At 71.2% G+C, this 20,640-nt stretch carries 25 protein-coding genes and 1 pseudogene; 16 read left to right on the forward strand and 10 right to left on the reverse strand.

The features are described 5' to 3' along the window. The first annotated feature begins 8 nt into the window (after window positions 1-8). From E9934_RS01295 to E9934_RS01325, 7 genes are all read left to right on the forward strand, one after another. Window positions 9-473 (forward strand): hypothetical protein, encoded by a 465-nt coding sequence (locus tag E9934_RS01295; protein ID WP_202977145.1) that lies wholly within the window; start codon window positions 9-11, stop codon window positions 471-473. Window positions 474-508: 35 nt separating this feature from the next. Then, complete coding sequence (locus tag E9934_RS01300) at window positions 509-949, forward strand: tautomerase family protein (protein ID WP_136561016.1); 441 nt, start codon at window positions 509-511, stop codon at window positions 947-949. Continuing rightward, a complete protein-coding gene (locus E9934_RS01305; protein ID WP_136561017.1) occupies window positions 942-1,499 on the forward strand; it encodes a carboxymuconolactone decarboxylase family protein in 558 nt (185 codons plus the stop codon). The genes E9934_RS01300 and E9934_RS01305 overlap by 8 nt, the downstream gene beginning before the upstream one ends. A 29-nt stretch (window positions 1,500-1,528) precedes the next feature. Next, window positions 1,529-2,008, forward strand: a complete 480-nt coding sequence (locus E9934_RS01310) for a DUF4383 domain-containing protein (protein WP_158294886.1) — start codon at window positions 1,529-1,531, stop codon at window positions 2,006-2,008. 392 nt (window positions 2,009-2,400) lie between these two features. Beyond that, entirely contained in the window at window positions 2,401-2,646 is a 246-nt protein-coding gene (locus tag E9934_RS01315; protein WP_136561019.1) for a hypothetical protein, read from the forward strand. Window positions 2,647-2,758: 112 nt separating this feature from the next. Next, a complete protein-coding gene (locus E9934_RS01320) occupies window positions 2,759-3,055 on the forward strand; it encodes a DUF427 domain-containing protein (RefSeq protein ID WP_136561020.1) in 297 nt (98 codons plus the stop codon). Next, window positions 3,052-3,906, forward strand: coding sequence for an oxygenase MpaB family protein (locus E9934_RS01325; RefSeq protein ID WP_275106601.1), 855 nt, complete (start codon window positions 3,052-3,054; stop codon window positions 3,904-3,906). Before E9934_RS01320 ends, E9934_RS01325 begins: the two co-directional genes overlap by 4 nt. A gap of 36 nt (window positions 3,907-3,942) precedes the next feature. On the opposite strand, the gene E9934_RS19445 is transcribed toward E9934_RS01325, so the two are convergent. Together E9934_RS19445 and E9934_RS19450 are read right to left on the reverse strand one after the other, a co-directional pair. After that, window positions 3,943-4,083, reverse strand: a complete 141-nt coding sequence (locus E9934_RS19445) for a hypothetical protein (protein WP_158294887.1) — start codon at window positions 4,081-4,083, stop codon at window positions 3,943-3,945. A 60-nt stretch (window positions 4,084-4,143) separates the two neighbouring features. Further along, window positions 4,144-4,290 carry a hypothetical protein gene (locus tag E9934_RS19450; protein ID WP_158294888.1) on the reverse strand — a complete coding sequence of 49 codons (147 nt, stop codon included), beginning with the start codon at window positions 4,288-4,290 and terminating at the stop codon, window positions 4,144-4,146. A 96-nt stretch (window positions 4,291-4,386) separates the two neighbouring features. Here E9934_RS19450 and E9934_RS01330 point away from each other — a divergent pair, with 96 nt between their 5' ends. Both E9934_RS01330 and E9934_RS01335 read left to right on the forward strand, forming a co-directional pair. Then, window positions 4,387-5,376, forward strand: a complete 990-nt coding sequence (locus E9934_RS01330; RefSeq protein WP_136561021.1) for an iron-containing redox enzyme family protein — start codon at window positions 4,387-4,389, stop codon at window positions 5,374-5,376. Further along, window positions 5,373-5,594 (forward strand): CDGSH iron-sulfur domain-containing protein, encoded by a 222-nt coding sequence (locus E9934_RS01335; protein ID WP_136561022.1) that lies wholly within the window; start codon window positions 5,373-5,375, stop codon window positions 5,592-5,594. The genes E9934_RS01330 and E9934_RS01335 overlap by 4 nt, the downstream gene beginning before the upstream one ends. A 33-nt stretch (window positions 5,595-5,627) precedes the next feature. Here E9934_RS01335 and egtD read toward each other — a convergent pair whose 3' ends face one another. Together egtD and egtB are read right to left on the reverse strand one after the other, a co-directional pair. Beyond that, a complete protein-coding gene (gene egtD / locus E9934_RS01340; protein ID WP_136561023.1) occupies window positions 5,628-6,602 on the reverse strand; it encodes an L-histidine N(alpha)-methyltransferase in 975 nt (324 codons plus the stop codon). Further along, complete coding sequence (gene egtB / locus E9934_RS01345; protein WP_238694683.1) at window positions 6,599-7,924, reverse strand: ergothioneine biosynthesis protein EgtB; 1,326 nt, start codon at window positions 7,922-7,924, stop codon at window positions 6,599-6,601. Before egtB ends, egtD begins: the two co-directional genes overlap by 4 nt. 222 nt (window positions 7,925-8,146) lie before the next feature. Here egtB and E9934_RS01350 point away from each other — a divergent pair, with 222 nt between their 5' ends. Then, entirely contained in the window at window positions 8,147-8,794 is a 648-nt protein-coding gene (locus E9934_RS01350) for a hypothetical protein (RefSeq protein WP_136561024.1), read from the forward strand. A 113-nt stretch (window positions 8,795-8,907) separates the two neighbouring features. Next, complete coding sequence (locus tag E9934_RS01355; RefSeq protein ID WP_136561025.1) at window positions 8,908-9,429, forward strand: hypothetical protein; 522 nt, start codon at window positions 8,908-8,910, stop codon at window positions 9,427-9,429. 1 nt (window position 9,430) lies between these two features. On the opposite strand, the gene E9934_RS01360 is transcribed toward E9934_RS01355, so the two are convergent. Both E9934_RS01360 and E9934_RS01365 read right to left on the reverse strand, forming a co-directional pair. After that, window positions 9,431-10,063, reverse strand: a complete 633-nt coding sequence (locus tag E9934_RS01360; protein WP_136561026.1) for a flavodoxin family protein — start codon at window positions 10,061-10,063, stop codon at window positions 9,431-9,433. Window positions 10,064-10,171: 108 nt separating this feature from the next. Continuing rightward, the gene (locus tag E9934_RS01365) at window positions 10,172-11,212 is read right to left on the reverse strand and encodes an NADPH:quinone oxidoreductase family protein (RefSeq protein WP_136561027.1); all 1,041 of its coding nucleotides are present in this window, start codon (window positions 11,210-11,212) and stop codon (window positions 10,172-10,174) included. 54 nt (window positions 11,213-11,266) lie between these two features. Here E9934_RS01365 and E9934_RS01370 point away from each other — a divergent pair, with 54 nt between their 5' ends. From E9934_RS01370 to E9934_RS01380, 3 genes are all read left to right on the forward strand, one after another. After that, a complete protein-coding gene (locus E9934_RS01370; RefSeq protein WP_158294889.1) occupies window positions 11,267-11,887 on the forward strand; it encodes a TetR/AcrR family transcriptional regulator in 621 nt (206 codons plus the stop codon). 17 nt (window positions 11,888-11,904) lie between these two features. Beyond that, entirely contained in the window at window positions 11,905-13,095 is a 1,191-nt protein-coding gene (locus E9934_RS01375; protein ID WP_136561029.1) for a sulfotransferase family protein, read from the forward strand. Window positions 13,096-13,188: 93 nt separating this feature from the next. Further along, the gene (locus tag E9934_RS01380; RefSeq protein WP_238694684.1) at window positions 13,189-14,826 is read left to right on the forward strand and encodes a cation:proton antiporter family protein; all 1,638 of its coding nucleotides are present in this window, start codon (window positions 13,189-13,191) and stop codon (window positions 14,824-14,826) included. Here the strand turns inward: E9934_RS01380 and E9934_RS01385 are convergent. From E9934_RS01385 to E9934_RS01395, 3 genes and pseudogenes are all read right to left on the reverse strand, one after another. Continuing rightward, a pseudogene (locus tag E9934_RS01385) lies at window positions 14,820-15,275 on the reverse strand (GNAT family N-acetyltransferase); the annotation flags it as partial. The gene E9934_RS01380 and the pseudogene E9934_RS01385 overlap by 7 nt on opposite strands. Window positions 15,276-15,284: 9 nt before the next feature. Next, window positions 15,285-15,977 carry a lysoplasmalogenase family protein gene (locus E9934_RS01390; protein WP_136561032.1) on the reverse strand — a complete coding sequence of 231 codons (693 nt, stop codon included), beginning with the start codon at window positions 15,975-15,977 and terminating at the stop codon, window positions 15,285-15,287. Window positions 15,978-16,041: 64 nt separating this feature from the next. Next, complete coding sequence (locus E9934_RS01395; protein ID WP_136561033.1) at window positions 16,042-16,632, reverse strand: hypothetical protein; 591 nt, start codon at window positions 16,630-16,632, stop codon at window positions 16,042-16,044. 106 nt (window positions 16,633-16,738) lie between these two features. Between E9934_RS01395 and E9934_RS01400 the strand changes: the two genes are divergently transcribed. Then, on the forward strand, window positions 16,739-17,752 hold the full coding sequence (locus E9934_RS01400) for an AraC family transcriptional regulator (RefSeq protein ID WP_136561034.1): 1,014 nt from the start codon (window positions 16,739-16,741) through the stop codon (window positions 17,750-17,752). Window positions 17,753-17,756: 4 nt separating this feature from the next. Next, entirely contained in the window at window positions 17,757-19,394 is a 1,638-nt protein-coding gene (pruA, locus tag E9934_RS01405; RefSeq protein WP_136561035.1) for an L-glutamate gamma-semialdehyde dehydrogenase, read from the forward strand. A gap of 16 nt (window positions 19,395-19,410) precedes the next feature. On the opposite strand, the gene E9934_RS01410 is transcribed toward pruA, so the two are convergent. Then, complete coding sequence (locus tag E9934_RS01410) at window positions 19,411-20,604, reverse strand: glycoside hydrolase family 6 protein (RefSeq protein WP_136561036.1); 1,194 nt, start codon at window positions 20,602-20,604, stop codon at window positions 19,411-19,413. Window positions 20,605-20,640 lie beyond the last annotated feature (36 nt).

Here is a 20,640-nt window from a genome sequence, read left to right on the forward strand (position 1 = left end):
TCATCACCGTGAACGCCCCCGTAGGCCGGCTCACCACCGATCAGCGTCGTACGCTCGCTCAGACCCTCACCGACGCCGTCCTCGTGCCGGAAGTCGGCCGGTTCGAGCCGGCCGCGAGGGTCGGCTTCCAGGTCCATTTCCGCGACTACGAGCCGGACCAGATCGCCCTCGGTGGCCTGCTCGTCACTGACTTCCCAGAGGCGCCGGACGTGGTGGTGATCGACCTGGCCGTGATGGACGCCGACTGGGGCCAAGAGGTCCGCGAGGTCGTGATCACCCGCCTCCTGCGCGCCATGGCCGACGCGTGCGACCTGCCCGACCCGCAGCCGGCCTGGTGGGTCACCTTCCGAGTCATCGATGAAGGCAGCTGGGGTGCCGGTGGCGGAGTCCTGTCGGTCCTCAGCCTCCTCGACAGCGGCGTGTTCACACCCGAACGTGCCGACGCCATCCGACACGCCCTCACCGTCGGCTGACCGCCCACCCGCTCCCCACGAAAGGAAGACCCGTCATGCCTCAGATCCAGCTCACCGTCCCCACCGGCGCCCTCACCGAGGAGGGCGCATCCACGATCCAGGCGCAGTTGGCCGGAACATTGTTGAAGTGGGAGGGCGCCCCGGACACGGCCTTCTTCCGCGCGCAAGCCTGGGCCTTCCTCCACGAGCTCCCCACCGGTGCCCAGATCACCGCGGAGGATGACGAGCCGCGCTTTCGTGTCGACGTGACCGTCCCCGCCGGGGCCCTGAACGACGAACGCCGTGCCGGCCTCGTCCGCGAGGTGACCGCTCAGGTCCTGGCAGCCGCGGGACTGACCGCCGACCAGGCGCTGCGGGTCTGGGTCCTGATCCACGAGCAGGCCGACGGCACGTGGGGCGCGGGCGGACAGATCTTCCGCTACGCCGACCTGGTCGCCCTTGCAACAGCAGCCCCCGCGGGAGACAAGCATGAGTGACTTCACGTTGCCGGAGCTGCCAGCCGAATCGCGCGAAATTCTGGAGCAGGTCGTCCCGCCGCCGTACCGTCCGCCGCTGCTCTACCTCGCCATGGCCGCCAACCCGGCCGTGCTCCGCTCCTACGCCGAAGGACCGCTGCTCAGCCTGCACGGCCTCATGCACACCGGCCAGCTCGAACCCATGGACCGCGAGCTCGCCATCCTTCGGGTCACCGGCCGCTGTCGCGCCGAGCACGAGTGGGGCGAGCACGTCGCGTACTTCGGCAAAACCTCGGGGCTCACCAAGAGCCAGGTCGACGCCACCGTCACCGACGCCGAGCCGGCGCCCACCTGGACCGATCGGCAGCGCGCGATCATCGCCATCGCCGACACGATTGTCGACCGCCGCCCGCTCGACGATCACGAAGCGAGGTTGATCGACTCCACGCTGACCGATGCCGAACGAATCGAGTTCCTCGCACTCTCCTCGGCCTACCTCGGCATCGCCGCACTGTGCCAGGTCCTCGAGATCCCCGCCGAACCTGGCGCGCCGACCTTGCCGCTGGCATGAGAGGCGTCTCGACCAGGAAGGACAAGCCCGTGCTCGAACGCATCCGTAGCCGAATGACCAGCTACGTCTGGGCTCTGACGGACTCTCCGGTGCAGTTCGGAGTTTTCGTTCTCGCCCTCTGGTTCACCAGCAACGGTCCGGCGGCTTACTTGACCTGCACGTCGATGGCGTTCGACCCCATGAACGCCTGCACCACCGAGGTCGCTGGGTTCATCCCCGTCACCGTCAACCTGTGCCACACGCTGTGTCACTTCGTCACCGGGCTCATCGGTCTCGTCGCCGTTCTCCGCCCCACCTGGGCGGCGGCCTATGCCTCCCTGGGCTTCGTGTACTACGTGACCTGGGGGTTCGTCGGCCTCTACGGCGGCGAGCAACTCAGGCACCACCTGGGCGTGGATGCGTTCGGCAGTTGGGTCCACGTCGTCGAGGGCCTGCTTCTCCTCGGCGTCTGGATCATCCACCGCAGGGTCGCCCCAACGGGCTCTGGAGTTATGCTCCCGCAGACTTGATCGCCCTCCGGTTACCCTCCGGAATCACTCGGCGTCAGCGAGCAACGATCGGTTACAGTCGGAAGTGTTCGAGACAACGAACACCGCTCCAATACAAGCGATTCGGCTGTTTCCCGCAACGTTCGGTAGCAACAGGCAAGCTTTTGAGATTGCCCAGAGGTCGCAGGTTCAAATCCTGCCCCCGCTACAAAGAACAGGGCCCGCCTGCGGAAACGCAGGCGGGCCCTGTCGCTATTTCCGTCTGTTCAATCCTTGCTCCCCGGTATGACGGCGAAGACGGGTGGCCCGCGGGGCTGTGGTGGCCGCGGCGTATGTGGTGTGCGGGTCGACCGAGTCCGTCGCGATCACGTCATGTGCTGACGTTCCCGATCCAGTGAGGGCGTTGATAGTCCTTGCTGGTCAATCACTACGCCCATCCCGAGCCGGCCCACCTCAAGCGCCTCCTCGGCCAGGCGGAGGTAGCAGATCTGCTCGACCGCTTGCATGACGAGGATCCCGGCGGTCTCCAGCCCCAGCTCTGGCTCATCGAGGCGCGGACGGCCGACGACGCCGCCGTCAGAGATGCTGGACGACGGCGCATCCTCGCCTACAACGAGGACGACGTGCGTGCGACGTACGCGATCTGCAACGGTCTGTGAGCAGGCCCGTTGCGGAGAGGACGCGGCGTGGCCGGCTCGGGGAGTTCAGGTGGGTCCTTGGTCTCCGGGGGGAGACTCGAGGGAGCAGCGACCCGGACAAGCAGGAGCGGACATGACGATGCAGGCGGTCTTCAACGGCGTGGTGGTCGCGGAGAGCGACGACACGGTCGTGGTGGAGGGCAATCACTACTTCCCCGAGGAGTCGCTGCGCCGCGAGCACTTCACCGCGACGAGCACGACGACCGTGTGCCCGTGGAAGGGCACGGCGTCGTACTACACGGTCGAGATCGACGGGCAGACGGCTGCGAACGCTGCCTGGTACTACCCGACGCCGAAGGACGCAGCGCAGGAGATCACCGGCCGGGTCGCCTTCTGGCGCGGTGTCGAGGTCCGCGCCGTTGGCTCGTGAACCCGGCCGCGCGACTGGCTCCACTGCGGGACCGCCTCGGCGAGGCGATCTTCTTGCGGGTCGCAGGTCCTGACGGTCCTGAGCACCGTGCCCGGATCCACGACACACCGGGACCACGCTGGTTCGAGCCCGACAGCCCGATCGGACGCGTCCATGGCGATGCCTCCATGTTCGTCGGCGGGATCAGGGCTCTCCTGCTGCAGACGCTCCACCCCGCCGCGATGCGCGCGGTGTCCGAGCACTCCGGCTACCGCGGTGACCTGTGGGGTCGGCTCGCCCGCACCTCCCGCTTCCTCGCCGTCACGACCTTCGGCACCGCCGAGGATGCCCAGGTCGCCGTCGACGTGGTGCGCGCCATCCACGACCGCGTCACCGGCACGATGCCCGACGGGACGACCTACAGCGCCGCCGACCCCCACCTGCTCCGTTGGGTCCACGTCGCCGAGATCGACAGCTTCCTGCTCGCGCACCAGACCTACAGCGCCCGTCCGCTCGACGCGGCCGGCCGTGACGAGTACGTCGCCCAGACGGCCGAGGTCACTCGCCGGCTCGGAGCCACCGACGTGCCGACCACCGAAGCGGAGCTGCGCGACGTCCTGGGGTCCTACCGCCACGAGCTGCGGGGGACTCCCGAGGCACGTGAGGCAGCCCGCTACGTCCTGCTGAAGCCGCCGCTGCCGCTGGCGGCCCGTGCGCCCTACGGAGTGCTCGCTGCTGCGGGGATCGGCCTGCTGCCGGCGTGGACCCGCCCGCACCTCCGGCTGCCGTGGTTCCCGGTGGCGGAGCGCACAGTGGTTCGTGCAGCTGGCGGCGCGGCCGTGGGCACGATCAGGTGGGCGATGTCGCGCTGACCCGGGCCGGGCGGACCTGGCCGTCCCCCCCAGTCGTCAGAGGATCGACGAGCCGATCAGGACGAAGACGAGCAGGACCACCACCAGCAGAGCGATGAAGCCGCCGACGAGCAGGGCCCGCGAGGAGAACTGTGGCTCGCGGCTGCCTCCGGGCATCCGCTTCGCGTCCTTGGTCATCGAGATCTCCTTCCGGGGTCGGTCATCGAGTCGATACCCGCTCCGGTCGACACCATCCGCTCACAGGCACGCCAGCTGGTCGCGGCAGTCCTGGAAGATCAGGCCCCGGGCGAGGGCCTCGTCCACGAGCGGAAGAAGCTCGGCCGGCAGGTCGTCGACGGCCAGGTGGTCCTCGCCGATCCAGCGCGGTACGTCGTGGGCGTCCATGACTTCTCGATACCCGCGTCTGCCGGTCCCGAGTCGGGTCAGACGGCTCATGGTTCGGCGCAGCGGGGGTACTGCGCCGCCACGAGAGGAGGTCGGATGAAACTGCCACGACCACGAGGAAAGCTGAGCGAGGCCCTCGTTGCCGATCTGACGGGTGGGCGAGCACTGGACCACGCCGGCGACCCGGACGGGCCCGACGACCTGCACCTGAGCCTCTGGATGCTCTATGAGCTGCACTATCGAGGCTTCGAGGACGTCGACGACCGCCGGGAGTGGGACCCGCGTCTCCTCGCCGTGCGCGCCGAGCTGGAGACGAGCTTCGAGGACGGGCTGCGGGAGGACGTGGGCGAGGTCCTCGCCGCGGCCGACGAGGCAGAGGATCTCGTGAGCCAGCTCGCCGCCATCGCCTCCCACGAGGGAGAGGCGTCCGTCTCGCAGTTCCTCCACCGACGGGCCACGGCGGCGCAGTATCGCGAGTTCCTCATCGAGCGCAGCCTCTATCACCTCAAGGAGAGCGACCCCCACGCGTGGGCGGTCCCGCGCCTCGACGGTGCGGCGAAGGTGGCGCTCGCCGAGCTGCAGTACGACGAATTCGGCGGCGGTCGCCCGGACCGACTCCACAGCGCCCTCTTCGCGCGTGCGCTGGAGGAGGCCGGGCTGGATGCCAGCTACGGCGCCTACGTCGACCGGGTGTCGTGGCACACGCTGGCCGTCAACAACGCCATGTCGCTCTTCGGCCTCCACCGACGGTTCCGGGGCTCAGCGATGGGCCATCTGGCCGCCTTCGAGATGACCAGCCCGCTGGCCTGCCGGCGCTATCTGCAGGGGGCGCAGCGGCTCGAGATGGGTGCGGCCGTGGAGCACTACTTCGACGAGCACATCGAGGCCGACGCCGTCCACGAGGAGATCGCCGCCCGGACCATCTGCGGCTCCCTCGCAGAGACCGAGCCCGAGCTCGTCGACGACATCCTCTTCGGCGCCGCCGCCTGCGTGCACCTCGACGAGGTCGTGGCCCGCCACGCCATCGACGCCTGGACCGCAGGAGGCTCCGTCCTCCTCGGCGGCGACACGAGTGAGGTCGCATGAGCGCCCCTGCGAGCGGGTCGAGGACGGGCTGTCAGATCACCGTCGTCCCCGACGGTCCGGCGCTCGTGCGCGGCGCGGACGTCGTGTACGACGACCAGGGCGTCGCGCACGAGGCCGAGCGGCCGGTCGTGGCAGTGTGTCTGTGCGGCCTGTCCCAGCGGCTGCCGTGGTGCGACGCGACCCACAAGGTCGCCGGGGGCCGGCCGTCCAAGACCTGACGCCAGACTTCTCGGCTCTGGAGCGGCCCTGCCTCAGGCCTCCGCCTTCGTGGCCAGCGTGAGCGCGAAGTCACCTGCCTCGTCGGTCCAGCGCGAGGCGACGGTGAGCCCCGCGTGCGCGAGCTCGCGGTCGAGCAGCTCAGGCCGGAACTTCGTCGAGATCTCCACCCGGATCTCCTCGCCCATCGCGAGATCGATCGCCAGGCCGGCGCCGGGGATCGCGACCCGTTGGGGCACCTCGGCACGCAGGCGGAGGTCCATGCGCTCGAGGGTGGCGTCCCAGAAGGGGACGTAGGCGAAGGAGTCGAGGTCGAAGTCGGCGTCGAGCTCGCGGTTGAGCACCCGCAGGCTGTTGCGGACGAAGTCGGCGGTGACGCCTCCCGGGTCGTTGTAGGCCGCGATCAGGCGGTCGGCGCTCTTGACGAGGTCGGTGCCGAGCAGCAGGGAGTCGCCGGGCTCCAGCTGGTCGGCCAGGGCGCCGAGGAAGGCGGAGCGCTCCTCGACGTAGAGGTTGCCGATGGTGCCGCCGAGGAACGCCACCATCCGCCGACCGCCGCGGGGGAGGTGGGCCAGGTGCAGGGTGAAGTCACCGACGATCGCCTCGACCGCGACGCCCGGATGGCGCCCGGCGATGGCGGCCGCCGCCTCGCGCAGGGTCGACTCGGAGACGTCGACCGGGCTGAAGCGCTCCAGCTGGCCGGTCGCGTCGAAGGCATCGAGCAGCATCCGGGTCTTCTCGCTGGTGCCGCTGCCGAGCTCGATGAGGGTCGAGGCCCCGCTGACCGCGGCGATCTCGGCGGCGTGGTCACGGAGGATCTCGTGCTCGCGTGCGAACGGGTAGTACTCGGCCAGGCGCGTGATCTGCTCGAACAGGGCCGACCCGCGGTCGTCGTACAACCACTTGGGCGGCAGCGAGCGCGGCACGGCGCCCAGGCCGCGGCGGACGTCGTCGGCCAGCGTGCTGGCCGCTCGCTCGGCATCGTGGACGACGGAGATGCGCACGCTCATCGGCCGACCTCCGACGGGGCGCCACCGTCGGCGAGACGGACCCCGGAGAGCGCCCACCGGGCGCCGGGCGGGAAGAAGTTGCGGTAGGTCAGCCGGGCGTGGCCCGGCGAGGTGAGCGCGCACCCGCCGCGCAGCACCATCTGCCCGGACATGAACTTGCCGTTGTATTCGCCGATCGCACCCTCGGGCGGGTGGAAGCCCGGATAGCCCAGGTAGGCCGACGAGGTCCACTGCCAGCAGTCGCCGAAGGCCTGGCGCACCCGGGGTGCGTCCGCCTCCGCGCCGAGGTCGGCGCTCGGGTGCCAGGACGCGGAGCGATCCAGGGAGCCGGCAGGGTCGTCGGCCGCGTGGAGCGCCACGGCGTGCTCCCACTCGGCCTCGGTCGGCAGTCGCTTGCCTGCCCACGTGGCGAAGGCGTCGGCCTCGTAGTGGCTGACGTGGCAGGCGGGGAGCGCGGGATCGACCGGCCAGGTGCCGTGGAGGGTGTGCTCGAACCACACCCCGTCGACCTCGGTCCAGTAGAACGGCGCCCGCCAGCCCTCGGACTGGACCCTGGCCCAGCCGTCGGAGAGCCACAGGTCGTGGCGCTCGTAGCCGCCGTCGGCCATGAACTCCAGCCACTCGCCGTTGGTGACCAACCGGTCGGCCAGGCGGTAGGGCTCCAGGAACGCACGGTGGCGCGGCAGCTCGTTGTCGAACGCGAAGCCGGCGCCGTCGTGACCGATCTCGACGAGCCCGCCCTCCACGTCGACCCACCCGATCGCACCGGGCGCGGTGCTGGCGGCGGGGCGCCCGCCATAGACCGGTTGCAGCGGATTGCGCGAGAGCACGTGCTTGATGTCCATCAGGAGCAGCTCCTGGTGCTGCTGCTCGTGGTGGAAGCCCAGCTCGATGGTCGGGGCGAGCTTGTCGACCGTGCCGTCGTCGAGGCGGTCCAGCAGCGCTCGCATGCGTTCGTCCACGTTGGCGCGGTAGGCGCCGACCTCGTGGGCTCCCGGCCGCGAGACCAGGCCCCGCTCCGCGCGGGCGTAACGCGGCCCGACGCCCTCGTAGTAGCTGTTGAAGAGGAACCAGTAGGTGTCCTGGAAAGGGGCGAAGCCGGCCTCGTGGGGCTGGAGCAGGAAGGTCTCGAAGAACCACGTCACGTGGGCGCGATGCCACTTGGTGGGGGAGACGTCCGGCATCGACTGGACGGTCTGGTCCTCCGGGGACAGCGGCGCGGCCAGCCGCTCGGTGTGATCCCGGACCTCGACGTAGTGGGCGGCGAGCGACTCCGCGGTCCACTCGCGGGTCGGGCTGGTCATGGTGCTGCGGTCGCTCATCACGGACCTTTCGTCGAGGTCGGACGGTCGTACGTCGGCGGGCGATCTCGATCGTAGGTACCCCCACCGACAAGGCATACGGAGCGGGCCAGGAAAAAGATCGGGGAAATCGTCTCGAGAAATCTGCAAGGTCCGGGAGGCGGGCCGCTCCTACCTGCACAAGCCCACGGAAACACCCAGTCAGGGAGCCGGGGCCAGGACCACCACACCAAGGAGAAAGCAATGAACGCCATCACCCGCACCGCCGTCCGCATGATCATCGCCACCCCCCTCGCCATCGGCGCGATCGGCGTCGGCGCCGGCGTCGCCCAGGCCGAGTCGATCACCCCCGGCCCCGGTCTGGTCATCGTGAACCCGACGCCGGACCCGGAGCCGCAGCCGAACCCGCTGCCGCAGGGCCCGGGCGAGATCAAGGACAACGGTCCCGTCGACCCCGAGCCGCACCCGAACCCGAACCCCCAGCCCGAGGGCCCCGGCGACATCAAGGACCACGACCCGGTCGACCCCGAGCCGCACCCCAACCCGCAGCCCGACGGCCCCGACGAGATCACCGACGGTGACGGCGGCGAGGAGCCCCGCCCCGACGACTTCACCGACGGTGACGGCGGCCAGCCCGAGGAGACGCCGGAGGAGACCCCCGAGGACACGCCGGCCGACGAGCAGGTCGCCAACGGCGGCGGCCTCGAGCCGACCGACGAGGCAGGCGGCTCCGGTGAGGTCGAGGCCGTCTCCTACGAGGTCCCGAACCGCATCGACGCCGGCGCCGGTGCCGAGGACGGCTCCATGGAGCTGGCCTGGCTGCTGGCCGGTGGCGGCATCGTCACCGCCGCGGGCGCCTTCGCCGCCCGGCGGCGACTGGTCCGGCGCTGATCGCCGGACACCCCCGGACCCCGGTCCGTCGCGTCAGTGGGGACGCGACGGACCGGGGTCCTCTTTGCGTGCCCGGCGCGGATCGTCGCGGCGCCGACGGGTACCGGGGTGGGATGAGCGAGGACACGATGGACGACGAGGCACTGCACGGGTATCTCCAGCACCACTGGGCGGGCGCCGGGGCCGGCACGTCCCTCTTCCGCCGTGTGGCAGGGAGCCATCGCGACCCCGAGACCGCCGCCACCCTGGCCCGTCTTGCCGATGAGGTCAGCGAGGACCGCGAGTCGCTGGCGAGCATCATGAAGGCGGTCGGCGCGCGACCCAGCCGGATCGGCACGGTCGCCGCGAGGGTCGGCGCCGAGCTGGGGCGGCTGAAGCCCAACGGACGGATCCTGACCCGCCCGCCACTCACCGACGTCATCGAGCTCGAGGCCTTGTTTCTCGCGGTCACCGGCAAGCTGGCCGGCTTCGAGCTGCTGCGCTCGGTCGCGGACACCGACCACCGTCTGGACGTGGGCCTGCTGGATCGCCTCATCGCCCGCACCGAGCGACACCGGACCGAGCTGGCGCGACTGCGGCTGATCGTCGGTCACACGAGGCTGACCGGCAGTCCCGCCGGACGGCAGACGAGCTGACTCAGTCCGCGTCGGCCTGCCCGACGTCGCCGCTCGGATAGGGGTGGGCCCGCAGCAGACGGGCGAGGTGCGCGGTCGTGCGGGCGGCGGTTCTCGTGGCGTCGTGGGTCTTCTCCGCGCCCCCGTCGAGGTCTTGGTAGTCGACGCCCTGCATCGCCTCGCCGACCCAGTACGTCGATCCGTTGGCCGCGATCGTGAAGCCGACGTCCGACAGGGCCTGGGCGCACTCGGCGACCACGTGGTGGGCACCGTCCTCGTTGCCGACGACGGCGATGGCGGCGACCTTGCCCCAGGTCAGCATCCGGCCGCGGTCGTCGGTCTCGGCCAGCTCGGCGTCGAGCCGCTCGAGCACCATCTTGCAGACCGAGCTCGGCTGGCCCATCCAGATCGGCGTCGCGATGACGAGGATCTCGGACTCGAGCATCTCGCGCCGGATCGCGGGCCAGGCGTCACCGTCGCCCTCGTCGACCGAGACCCCGAAGGCCACGTCGTGGTCGACGACTCGCACCACGGTGCCGTCGACGTCGTGCTCCCCGAGTGCGTCGAGGAACTCCCGGCCCAGCTGCTCCGAGCTGGACGGTGACGGCGAGGGCCGCAGGCTGCAGCTCAGGACGAGGGCACGCAGGCGCGTCATCGCGCCACCTCCGTGCTGTCGTGGACAGCCGGGGCAGGACAGGTCGTCGCAGAGGCCATGCCCCTGCGTTACCCGGTCGTCACCGAGACAGCCAGGCAGCTGGGAGGCTCAGGTGCCGGCACCGACCCGCACGACGGTGCGACCGATCGCCCGTCGCTCCTGGTGGGCCACCAGTGCCTCGGCGGCACCGTCGAGGTCCACCACCGATCCGACGTACGGCGTGATCCGGCCGGAGGAGAGCAGGTCGAGGAGGCCTGCGTGCACCTGGTCGCCCTCGGCGCGGGTGAAGGGGTTGAAGCCGAAGCGACGCAGGCCGGGGTCGACGACGTCGACGAACGCGCCGAGGACCCCGACGATCGAGAAGTTGCCGATCGAGGCCAGACGCAGGGGCCGGCCGGTCATGCCGTTCTGGTCGTCGTCGGTGAAGCCGACGGGGACGTAGCGGCCCTCGCGGGCCACGCACTGCCACGACTTCCCGACGAACTCCCCGCCGGCGAGGTCGCAGACGACCTGGGCCCCGACGTCGTCGGTGGCGCCGAGGACCGCCTCGACGAAGTCCTCCCGGGTGTGGTCGACGACGAGCTCGGCACCCAGCGCGCGGGCGACCTCGGCCTTCTCCGGGGAGCTGACGGTCGCGATGACCCGGGCGCCGAGGGCGACGCCGAGCTGGATGGCGGCCGTGCCCAGGCCGCTCGCACCTGCGTGGACGAGCAGGGTCTCACCGGATGTGAGCCGGGCGCGGGTGGCCAGCGCGAGCCAGGTGGTGTGGAAGGGGAGCAGGAACGCCGCGGCGGCGACGTCGTCGAGGGTCGGCGGCGCCTCGAACACCCCCGCGAGGGGAGCCGTCGTGACCTCGGCCAGCCCTCCGAACGCGTCCTTCGACACGGCCACCACGCGTCGGCCGACCCAGGCCTCCGCGCCCGACCCGGCGGCGGTCACGGTCCCGCAGACCTCCATGCCGAGGGTGAACGGCGGGTTCTGCGGGACGGAGACGAGGCCGCCGCGGCAGCGCAGGATGTCGTTGAAGTTCAACGCGCCGGTGGCGACCCGGATCTGTACCTCGCCGTCCCCGGGCTGCGGTACGTCGACCTCGCGCACGGCCAGGACCTCTGCCGGCTCGCCGTGGCCGGTCACCTGCAGTGCGCGCATCGGTCCTCCGGAGCGACAGTGGACAGAAAAGTGAGACTTAGTATCATGTTGTCCGTGATCGCTGTCCACCCTCCGGTCGGTCGCCGTGAGCGCAACCGGCAGGAGACGAGGCAGCGGATCGCCGACGCGGCGGCGCGACTCGCTGTCGACGGTGGGCATGTGGGGATCACCGTCGACGACATCGTCGCCGCCGCGGGCGTCGGCCGGGCCACCTTCTTCCGGCACTTCGAGAGCAAGGAGCTGGCGGTGGCGACCGGCCTCTCCGGGGCCGGCGCCTTCGTCATGGTCGACCTGATCCGCCAGGCCGACGACGCACTCGACGCGGTCGGTGCCATCCGCTGGGCCTACGCCCAGCTCGGGGTCGACTTCGAGGCACTGCGGTCGATGTTCGCCGAGCAGGCGCTGCTGTGCCGCTGGTCGCCGGCGATGGTCGCGTGGACGCTGCACCTCTATGTCGACTGGGAGATCGGCATCGGAGAGGCCGTCGCCTCACGCCTCCCCGGTCTCCGGCCCGGCGACCCGCGCCCGCGCATGATCGGCGCGATGACGATGGCAGCCGCCCGGCTCGCGGTCGACGAGTGGGTCGCGGGGGACTGCACCGGCGACCTGCCCGCGCTCATGCAGCGCTATCTCGGGGTCATCGAGGTGCCTGCGCACCTGCCCACCCACACCTGAGCAGGAGTACGACGACCGTGACCCTCACTGCGGAGAGCACCACCCAACGCCGCGACCGGCTGGTCGCGGCAGCGATCGACGCCGCCGGCTGCGACGACTTCGGTCCCGACACCTGGCAGGAGGGCCTGGAGCGCTACCTGGACGCGCTGGCCGCGACCGCGCAGCTGACCGAGCTCGGCGTCGGCGTCGCCGAGGACGGCATCGTGGGCGATCTCGCCACCCGTCTGCGGCTGCAGCAGTGGCGGATCGAGCACCCGACCGTCGCGGAGCAGGAGATCCGGCAGCCGGTCATCATCGTGGGCCAGCCCCGCACCGGCACGACGATCCTGCTCGACCTCCTCGCCCAGGACCCTGCCCACCGCGCCCCGCTGAGCTGGGAGGTCGAGCGACCGGTGCCGGCGCCGCGCACCTCGACCTACCGCACGGATCCGCGGATCGCGCAGTGCCAGGCACAGTTCGACCTCGTCGACTCCTTCATCCCCGGCTTCGCCGCCTTCCACGAGCTCGGCGCCGAGCTCGCCCAGGAGGACGTGCGGATCTTCACCGGCGACTTCAAGTCGATGCAGCACGCCCTGCAGTTCGAGGTGCCGGACTACAACCGCTGGGTCCTGCACGAGGCGGCCCTGGGGGAGGCCTACGGCTATCACCACCGTTTCCTGCAGCACCTGCAGTCCGAGCACCATGCGGAGCGCTGGCTCCTGAAGTCCCCGGCGCACCTGTGGTCGCTGCCGCAGCTGATGGCGCAGTATCCCGACGCGATCGTGATCCAGAACCACCGCGATCCCCTCAAGGTGATTGCCTCGATCAGCGCCCTGGGTGCGAGCCTGCGCGAGATGACCACCGACCACTTCGAGGTCACCCGCCTCGCCGCGCAGTACGGCGAGGACATCTGCGTCGGCCTCGACCGCGCACTCCAGGCCCGGCGCGACGGCGTCTTCGCCGACGGCCAGGTCATCGACATCCGCTATCAGGACATCCGCCACGACCTCGTCACCGCGGTGGGCCGCATCTATGACCGACTCGGTTGGGAGCTGACTGCGGAGACCGAGGCGCGGATGCGGGCCTTCCTCGCCGCACATCCCGGCGACCAGGACGGCAGTCTCAAGCGCTATCGGTTCGCCGAGACCGGCCTCGACGAGGCGGCGCTGCGTGAGCGGGTCCGCGACTACCAGGACCACTTCGACGTGGAGTCCGAGCGACTCGACTGACACCAGCGCGGTTCGGTTCCGTCTGCTGGAAGAATGGGACCCGATCGCAGCGTTGCGACGGGCACCCCCCTTCCACCGAACGGAACTCCAGCCTTGGGCGACACCGAAGCGATCCTCCTGGCCGCGCTCGTCGGCGGCGCGATCGCCACCGCGATCCGGCTCCCGCCACTCGTGGGCTTCCTCGCAGCCGGCTTCGCGCTGGTGCCCCTGGGTGTCGAGGTCACCCCGACGGTCGACGCCATCGCGGGCCTCGGCGTCACGGTGCTGCTCTTCGGCGTCGGGCTGAAGGTCGACCTGCGTTCACTGGCTCGGCGCGAGGTCCTGCTGAGCACCACGATCCACACGGCCGGCAGCGCGGTGCTCGGCGCGGCGCTCGTCGGGGTGCTGGCGGTCGCCGGCCTCGGTGCCGCGGCCCGGCTCGACCCGGCCGGGTGGGCCCTCATCGGCTTCGCCCTGTCGTTCTCCAGCACGGTGCTCGTCGTCAAGGTGCTCGAGGAGCGCAACGCCACCCGCTCCCTCGGCGGCCGGACGGCGATCGGCGTGCTCGTCATCCAGGACCTGGCCGCCGTCACCTTCCTCGCCGTCGCCGAGGGGCACGCGCCGAGCCCCTGGGCCGCCGCGCTGGTGCTCCTGCTGCCGACGGCAGTCGGGCTGCGGTTCGTGCTCGCCCGCCTCGGCCACGACGAGCTGCTGCCGCTCTATGGCGTCGTGCTCGCGCTCGTCCCCGGCTACTGGCTGTTCGACAGCCTCGACGTCAAGGGCGACCTCGGGGCGCTGGTCGTCGGCATGCTCCTCGCGTCCTCGCCGCGGGCAGGGGAGCTGGCGAAGAGCCTCTTCACGATCAAGGACCTGCTGCTGGTCGGCTTCTTCGTCTCGATCGGGCTCGGTGGCCTGCCCTCGCCCTCGGAGCTGCTGATCGCCGCCCTCCTGCTGCTCCTGCTGCCGGTCCAGGCCCTCGGCTTCTCGCTCCTCTTCTGGTGGTGCCGCTTCCGCCGCCGCAGCGCCGTGCTGACCGCCACCGTGCTGACGAACTTCTCGGAGTTCGGCCTGATCGTCGTCGTCGCGGCCCCCGAGGGCATGGTCGGCGCGGAGTGGACGGCGATCCTCGGCACGGCCGTGGCCGCGAGCATGGTGATCTCGGCCCTGCCCATCGACCGCGGCGAGCGCCTGGTGCGGCTCCTGCGTCGCGTGCTGCCCGACCGCGAGCTGGAGCAGGTGCACCCGGAGGACCGGCCGCTCGACGCCAGCGGCCACGACGCCGTCGTCCTCGGCATGGGACGCGTCGGTCGCGCCGCCTACGAGCGGCTGCGCGACACCTACCACCTGCGTGCCCTCGGCATCGAGGCCGACCGGGACCGCTGCGAGCGGCTGTGCGCCGACGGCTACGACGTCGTGGAGGGCGACGCGACCGATCCGGAGATGTGGACGGCCGAGTCCTTCCAGCACACCTCGCTGGTGCTGCTCGCCATGCCGTTCCACGGCAGCAACCTGCACGTGCTCGAGCGGTTGCGGGACAGTGGCTACCCCGGTGCCGTCGCGGTGGTCGCCCAGTTCGACGACGACCTCGAGCAGGCCATGACGCAGGGCGCGGACACGGGCTTCCAGCTCTATGACGGCGCGGGAGCCGAGCTGGCGGATCGCGCCGTCATCGCGGCTCAGGTCGGCGACGTCGACGAGGTCGACGAGGGCGACGAGGTCGACGAGGTCGGCCAGGTCGTGGAGCCGATGTAGCAGAGCATCCGGTAATCGACGCCGTCCTCGATGTTGCGGAAGCCGTGCCGCTCATAGAAGCGACGGGTGTCGGTGTCGACCTCGTCGACGTTGATGTGCATCTCCGGCGCGCCCGCCTGCCGGACGAGCCGTCGGGCCTCGTCGAGCAGGGCGGTGCCGATGCCGCCGTCGCGCAGCGGCGGCACGACATAGAGCTCCTCGAGCTGCGCCACCGGCCCGTCGAACCAGATCGCCGGGCGCAGGGTCAGGAACGCGAAGCCCTGGGCCGATCCCGCCGACTCGGCCACCACGGCCACCACTTCCTCGCGGGGCAGCAGGCGTCCGAAGCGCTCGGCCAGCACGGCGGCGCTGTCGGTCTCGGTCTCGAACTCGGTGTTGAAGTCGAACAGGAGGCGGCCGAGCACCTCGGCGTCGGCGACTCCGCAGCGACGTACGGCGGGGGCGGTCATGCCGCCACGCTACGTCGCGGGCCGCGGCGTGGCCCGGGCCGCGCCCTCGGCGAGGAGCAGTTGCCCGGCGGTGTAGGTGGCCATCACCAGTGCCTCCCAGCGCGGTGAGGGATCGCGCAACAGGAAGGTGCGGGTGCCCAAGGCGCTGTCGGACAGCAGGAACAGGGTGGCCCCGGCGGCGCTGAGGTGGCGCGCGTCGGCGGGGACCGAGTCGTCGAGGTGGTGCGTCGCTGCTGCCACGGAGGTGAGCAGCGCGGAGTAGGCCAGCACTGCCGGACCCAGCGGACGCCAGGTCCGAGCCGCCGCACGGGCCATCACGGGAGCGGTGAGGGACCAGGCGACCACCGTCGCGACCGATCGCGGCCGCGGGCCACCGCGACCGCGCCGGGCGAGGAGTCCGGTCAGGTAGGCGACATGTCCGACGCCGAACGACGCGGCGCCGGCCGCGAATCGCCGGGGCCCCTCCTCGAGCAGCACCACGTCGCCGCCCCACCCCCACCCCTGCGCGGCCAGGGTGCTGCGTCGCAGCGGGGATCCCGCCGCCTCCTGGTCGGTCGCGAGGCGCGCGGCGAGCACCGGCATCAGCATCGGCTTGGTGATCCGGCGCCAGCGGTGCGCGGCCGGTCGCGCCGACCCGGCCAGCACCGTGTCGACGGCGGCGAGGGCGACGTAGGCGAGACGGAGGCGGGCGGGCGTGGTCACGAGCCGAATGTAGGGCCTGCCGCCCGAGCGGCGGGCTGATCCTTCTCGTCGGGCAGGGCCGCCGTCAGAAGGGGCGCACGGGCAGCGGCTTGATGAGCGGGTCCAGGAGGACCGCCGACTGTGCGACGGTGAGCACCTGGCTCGGATCGAGCGGAATGACCTGGCGCTTGGACTCGTCGATCTCCCAGACGTCCTCGCCGATGAGGCGACCCTCGTCGTCGTAGGGCCAGATCATGTGCTCGACGTTGGCGACGAGGTAGTGCGCCTCCGGGTCGACCGGCGCACCCGCGGCGACGAGGACGGCGCCCGGCGTCTGCTGATAGATCGTCGCGGTGGAGCAGATCATGTTGTCGCCCACCGCCAGCACCTCGTCGTCGGTGTAGAAGACGCACTGTGCTGTCTCCGACCACTCGGCGTAGACGGCCTGCACCGCCTCAGCGCCCTCCAGGACGGTGTTGATGCCGAAGACGTTGAAGTGATAGATCGGGTGCTCGACGGTCATCTCCGGGGCGAAGATCTCCTTCCAACGGCCCGCCATCTCCAGGTAGCGGTGGCGGTTGTAGGCCTCGAGCAGGTAGCGGTGGCGCGGGTTGTCGGTCGTCTCGAGCAGGCGCTCGACGGCGATATTGGTCCGGGTGATGTCGAAGCGGCTCATGGGCTCTCCTCGATGAGTGGGATGAGTGGGATCTGACCCGCCAACGCTCGCAAGCGACGGCCCGCGTTCCTTGACACCGGGCGACTCGTTCTTGACGCTGAGCGACATGACGCTGATCCGCGGGACCTCCCTGCAGGGTTACTCCGCACTGACCGCCGAGCTGGGCGGCGATCCCGCGGCACTGCTCGCGGTCGTCGGGCTCGCGCCCGACGTCGTCGGCGACCACGACACCTTCGTCGACTACCGGGCCGTCGCGACGCTCCTCGAGACCACCGCCACCGCCACGAGCTGTGCCGACTTCGGCCGGCGCCTGTCCCAGCGCCAGGGCCTGGAGATCCTGGGACCGCTGGGCGTCGCGGCGCGCACCGCGGCCACCGTCGGTGCTGCCCTGCAGGCGATCGAGCAGTTCATGGCGGTCTACAGCCCCGCCATCGCCGTCACCGTGGGTCCTGCCCGGGACCCCGGTCTGGTGCAGCTCGAATGGCGGCTCGTCGTGGACCGACCCCCGCCGCACCGGCAGGCAGCCGAGCTGGCCCTGGGCGTCGCGCTGCGCGTCCTGCAGCTCCTGGCCGGGACGGGCTTCCACCCCACCACCGCGCAGCTGCGCCACCAGCCCCTCGGCCCGCCCGAGGACTACGAGCACTTCTTCGGATGTCGCGTCGACCACGGCGCGGACCGCTACGGCTTCCGCTTCCGGGCCGACGTGCTCCAGCGCCGGCTCGGTGCCGACCACGCGGTCCACGCCGTCGTCCGCGACTATCTCGACACCATCGCCGTGCACACGGGCGCCGGCGACCGCGACGCCGTGGCCCGCCTCGTGCGCCGCATGCTGCCCACCGGAGGGCTGAGCCTGGAGCTGGTCGCCGAGCAGCTGGCGCAGCACCCGCGCACCCTCCAGCGCCGCCTCGCGTCGACGGGCACCACCTTCGCCCAGATCGTCGACGACGTCCGGCGCGAGGAGGCGGCCCGCTACCTGCGCGAGAGCGACCTGCCGCTCGGCCAGCTGTCGGGCAACCTCGGCTTCAGCGAGCAGAGCGTGCTCTCCCGCGCCTGCCGACGCTGGTTCGGGATGTCCCCGCGCGAGGTACGACGATCCGGCCGCGAGGGCGACGTACGTTGAGATCATGGACGCCATCACCACCCCGCCGGCCCCAGTCAACGAGCCCAACCTCGCCTACGCGCCCGGCAATCCCGAGCGCGAGCAGCTGACGGCCGCCCTCGTCGAGCTCGCCTCGACCACGCACAGCCTCGACGCCCGGATCGGCGACGACTGGGTCACGGGCACGGGACCCGACATCCCCGTCGTGCAGCCGCACGCGCACCAGTCCGTGCTCGGCGTGCTGCGCAACAGCTCGACCGACGACACCGTCGCCGCGATCGCCGCTGCCCGGGAGGCGGCGCCGGCCTGGCGGTCCCTGTCGTACGACGACCGGGCAGCGGTCTTCCTGAGGGCGGCCGAGCTGCTGGCCGGCCCGTGGCGCCAGCGGCTCAACGCAGCGACGGTGCTCGGGCAGTCCAAGACCGCCTTCCAGGCCGAGATCGACGCCGCCTGCGAGCTCATCGACTTCTGGCGCTTCAACGTCCACTTCGGCCGGGAGATCCTCACCGAGCAGCCGATCCGCAACGCCCCGGGGGTGTGGAACCGCACCGACCACCGCCCGCTGGAGGGCTTCGTCTATGCGATCACGCCGTTCAACTTCACCGCGATCGCCGGCAACCTGCCGACGGCTCCCGCGCTGATGGGCAACACCGTGATCTGGAAGCCGTCACCGACCCAGCAGCTCGCCGCGACCCTGACCATGGAGCTGCTGATCGAGGCGGGCCTGCCGCCCGGGGTCATCAACATGCTGCCCGGTGACGGGCTCGCGGTGTCCGAGGTCGCGCTCGCAGACCCGCACCTCGCCGGCATCCACTTCACGGGCTCGACCCCGACCTTCCAGCGACTGTGGGCGACCGTCGGCGCCCACCTCCCGACCTACCGGACCTATCCGCGGCTCGTCGGGGAGACCGGCGGCAAGGACTTCGTGATCGCGCACCCGTCGGCCGATCCCGACGTGCTGCGCACCGCGCTGATCCGCGGCGCCTTCGAGTACGCGGGACAGAAGTGCTCCGCAGCCTCCCGCGCCTACGTGCCCCGCTCGCTGTGGGAGCGCATGGGCGACGACCTCGTCGCCGCCACCGAAGGCCTGTCGATCGGCGACCCGACCGACTTCTCCCACTTCACCGGCGCCGTCATCGACGCCCGGGCCCTCGCCAAGCACCGGGCCGCGATCGAGCGCGCCCACGCCACCGACGGCCTGACCGTGGTGGCCGGCGGCAGCGTCGACGACAGTGTCGGCTGGTTCGTCCGCCCCACGATCGTGCTGGCCGACGATCCCGGCGACGAGATGTTCTCCACCGAGTACTTCGGCCCGATCCTCGCGCTGCACGTCTACGACGACAGCCGGCCGGGTGCTTTCGATGAGATCGTCCGCGTGGCGGAGTCCGCGGCGCCGTACGCCCTGACCGGCGCGGTGCTCGCCACCGACCGCGCGGCCATCGCCCGGGCGAGCGAGACGCTGCGCTTCGCGGCCGGCAACTTCTATGTCAACGACAAGCCCACCGGGGCGGTCGTGGGGCAGCAGCCGTTCGGAGGCGGCCGGGCATCCGGCACCAACGACAAGGCCGGCAGCGCGCTCAACCTGCTGCGCTGGACCTCGCCGCGCTCGATCAAGGAGACGCTGGTGCCGTCGACCGACCACCGCTACCCACACATGGGCTGACCGCTCCCGGGGCGTGTCAGCCGGTCGGGTGGTCGAAGCGGCTGTGGAGCGCCATCCGGACCATGCGGGTGGGGGTCTGGCTGTCGTTGCCGCCCTGCTGCATCCAGCGCCACCCGCGGCCGAACCACAGGTAGGCGTCGACATAGCGCTCGGCCTGCGTGCGCAGCGCCGTCTGCTGCTCGCCGAGGCCGAGCTTGCCCGCCTCGGGGCCGACGACGTCCCAGGTCGGCTGGTGGCCGATCGTCTGGCACACCTGCTCGGTCGACGAGCCGCAGGTGGGGGTGTTGTCGAAGGCGTAGGCCTTGTTGCCGGTGCGGCGATAGAGCGCGCCCCACCGCGCATTCCACTGCGGCCAGGTGAACGGGGTGCCGTTGTCGGCGGTGTCGATGACGCCGCGCTTCGCACGGTGGCCGGCCCGCGCGAGAGCGGCGCTGAGCCGAGCCGCGTAGTCGACGTTGTCGGGCACCGAGTCGTAGTGGGTGGCGCCGAGCGCGAAGCCGCGCACGTGCTGGATGCCGCTGCGGCTGAGCAGCCGGACCGCGTTGTCGATCGTGAGCCAGTCGGCGGAGCCGGCGTCGAGATAGATCGCCTCGCCGCGCAGGGTGGTGGCGAGGTAGTTCGCCGACCACGCCGTCGCGGCCATCCGGCGGGCGGGCGTCGGGTCGGACAGGCCGCCGTGGTTGGCGGAGATGGCGAGGTCGGGCTCGAGAACGATGGCGGTCCGCGCATTGCCGAGTCCGGCTGCGAGCTGCTTGATCCAGCGCTTGTAGGCGATCAGGTCGTTGCGGGTCATCGCCGGACGGCGACCGTTGACGTGCTCGCCGCGCGGCCACAGGCCGAAGATCGCCAGCTGCACCAGCGCACCCGGGTCCTTTCGCCGCGTGTCCGCCACGTACTTCGTGACCGTGTCGCGGATCCGCTCGACGTTGCACGTCGAGCAGTTGGCGAACCACCGCATCCGCGGCGTCAGCGCGATCTCCGCCATCGCCGCCTTGCGCTGCGGACGCTGGGCCGCGAGGTAGTTGTTGTATTCGGGGTTCGCCGCCGTCGTGATCGTCGAGTGTGGCCACGGCCCGCTGTCGGCGAGCGGGTTCGACGGGTTGAGGTCGCCCGCGTACGCCGGAGCCAGGGTCAGCGCGGCCAGCAGGGCCGTCGCCGCCGCCAGGGCACGCACGGGGAGTCGTCGGTGACGTCGGTCCGCTCGGTGCATTCGTCCAGTATCGGCGAGCGCGCGCCGGCCCTGAGG

This window comes from Nocardioides caeni, assembly GCF_004912195.1.
In the GTDB taxonomy this organism is placed as follows: Bacteria; Actinomycetota; Actinomycetes; order Propionibacteriales; family Nocardioidaceae; genus Nocardioides; species Nocardioides caeni.

Excerpts from the sequence above, each read along its gene's own strand:
- E9934_RS01300 (WP_136561016.1), top strand. The coding sequence starts at position 509 with ATGCCTCAGATCCAGCTCACCGTCCCCACCGGCGCCCTCACCGAGGAG.
- E9934_RS01305 (WP_136561017.1), top strand. The coding sequence starts at position 942 with ATGAGTGACTTCACGTTGCCGGAGCTGCCAGCCGAATCGCGCGAAATT.
- E9934_RS01320 (WP_136561020.1), top strand. The coding sequence starts at position 2,759 with ATGACGATGCAGGCGGTCTTCAACGGCGTGGTGGTCGCGGAGAGCGAC.
- E9934_RS19445 (WP_158294887.1), bottom strand. The coding sequence starts at position 4,083 with ATGACCAAGGACGCGAAGCGGATGCCCGGAGGCAGCCGCGAGCCACAG.
- E9934_RS19450 (WP_158294888.1), bottom strand. The coding sequence starts at position 4,290 with ATGGACGCCCACGACGTACCGCGCTGGATCGGCGAGGACCACCTGGCC.
- E9934_RS01330 (WP_136561021.1), top strand. The coding sequence starts at position 4,387 with ATGAAACTGCCACGACCACGAGGAAAGCTGAGCGAGGCCCTCGTTGCC.
- E9934_RS01335 (WP_136561022.1), top strand. The coding sequence starts at position 5,373 with ATGAGCGCCCCTGCGAGCGGGTCGAGGACGGGCTGTCAGATCACCGTC.
- egtD (WP_136561023.1), bottom strand. The coding sequence starts at position 6,602 with ATGAGCGTGCGCATCTCCGTCGTCCACGATGCCGAGCGAGCGGCCAGC.
- egtB (WP_238694683.1), bottom strand. The coding sequence starts at position 7,924 with ATGAGCGACCGCAGCACCATGACCAGCCCGACCCGCGAGTGGACCGCG.
- E9934_RS01350 (WP_136561024.1), top strand. The coding sequence starts at position 8,147 with ATGAACGCCATCACCCGCACCGCCGTCCGCATGATCATCGCCACCCCC.
- E9934_RS01355 (WP_136561025.1), top strand. The coding sequence starts at position 8,908 with ATGAGCGAGGACACGATGGACGACGAGGCACTGCACGGGTATCTCCAG.
- E9934_RS01360 (WP_136561026.1), bottom strand. The coding sequence starts at position 10,063 with ATGACGCGCCTGCGTGCCCTCGTCCTGAGCTGCAGCCTGCGGCCCTCG.
- E9934_RS01365 (WP_136561027.1), bottom strand. The coding sequence starts at position 11,212 with ATGCGCGCACTGCAGGTGACCGGCCACGGCGAGCCGGCAGAGGTCCTG.
- E9934_RS01395 (WP_136561033.1), bottom strand. The coding sequence starts at position 16,632 with ATGAGCCGCTTCGACATCACCCGGACCAATATCGCCGTCGAGCGCCTG.
- E9934_RS01400 (WP_136561034.1), top strand. The coding sequence starts at position 16,739 with ATGACGCTGATCCGCGGGACCTCCCTGCAGGGTTACTCCGCACTGACC.
- pruA (WP_136561035.1), top strand. The coding sequence starts at position 17,757 with ATGGACGCCATCACCACCCCGCCGGCCCCAGTCAACGAGCCCAACCTC.
- E9934_RS01410 (WP_136561036.1), bottom strand. The coding sequence starts at position 20,604 with ATGCACCGAGCGGACCGACGTCACCGACGACTCCCCGTGCGTGCCCTG.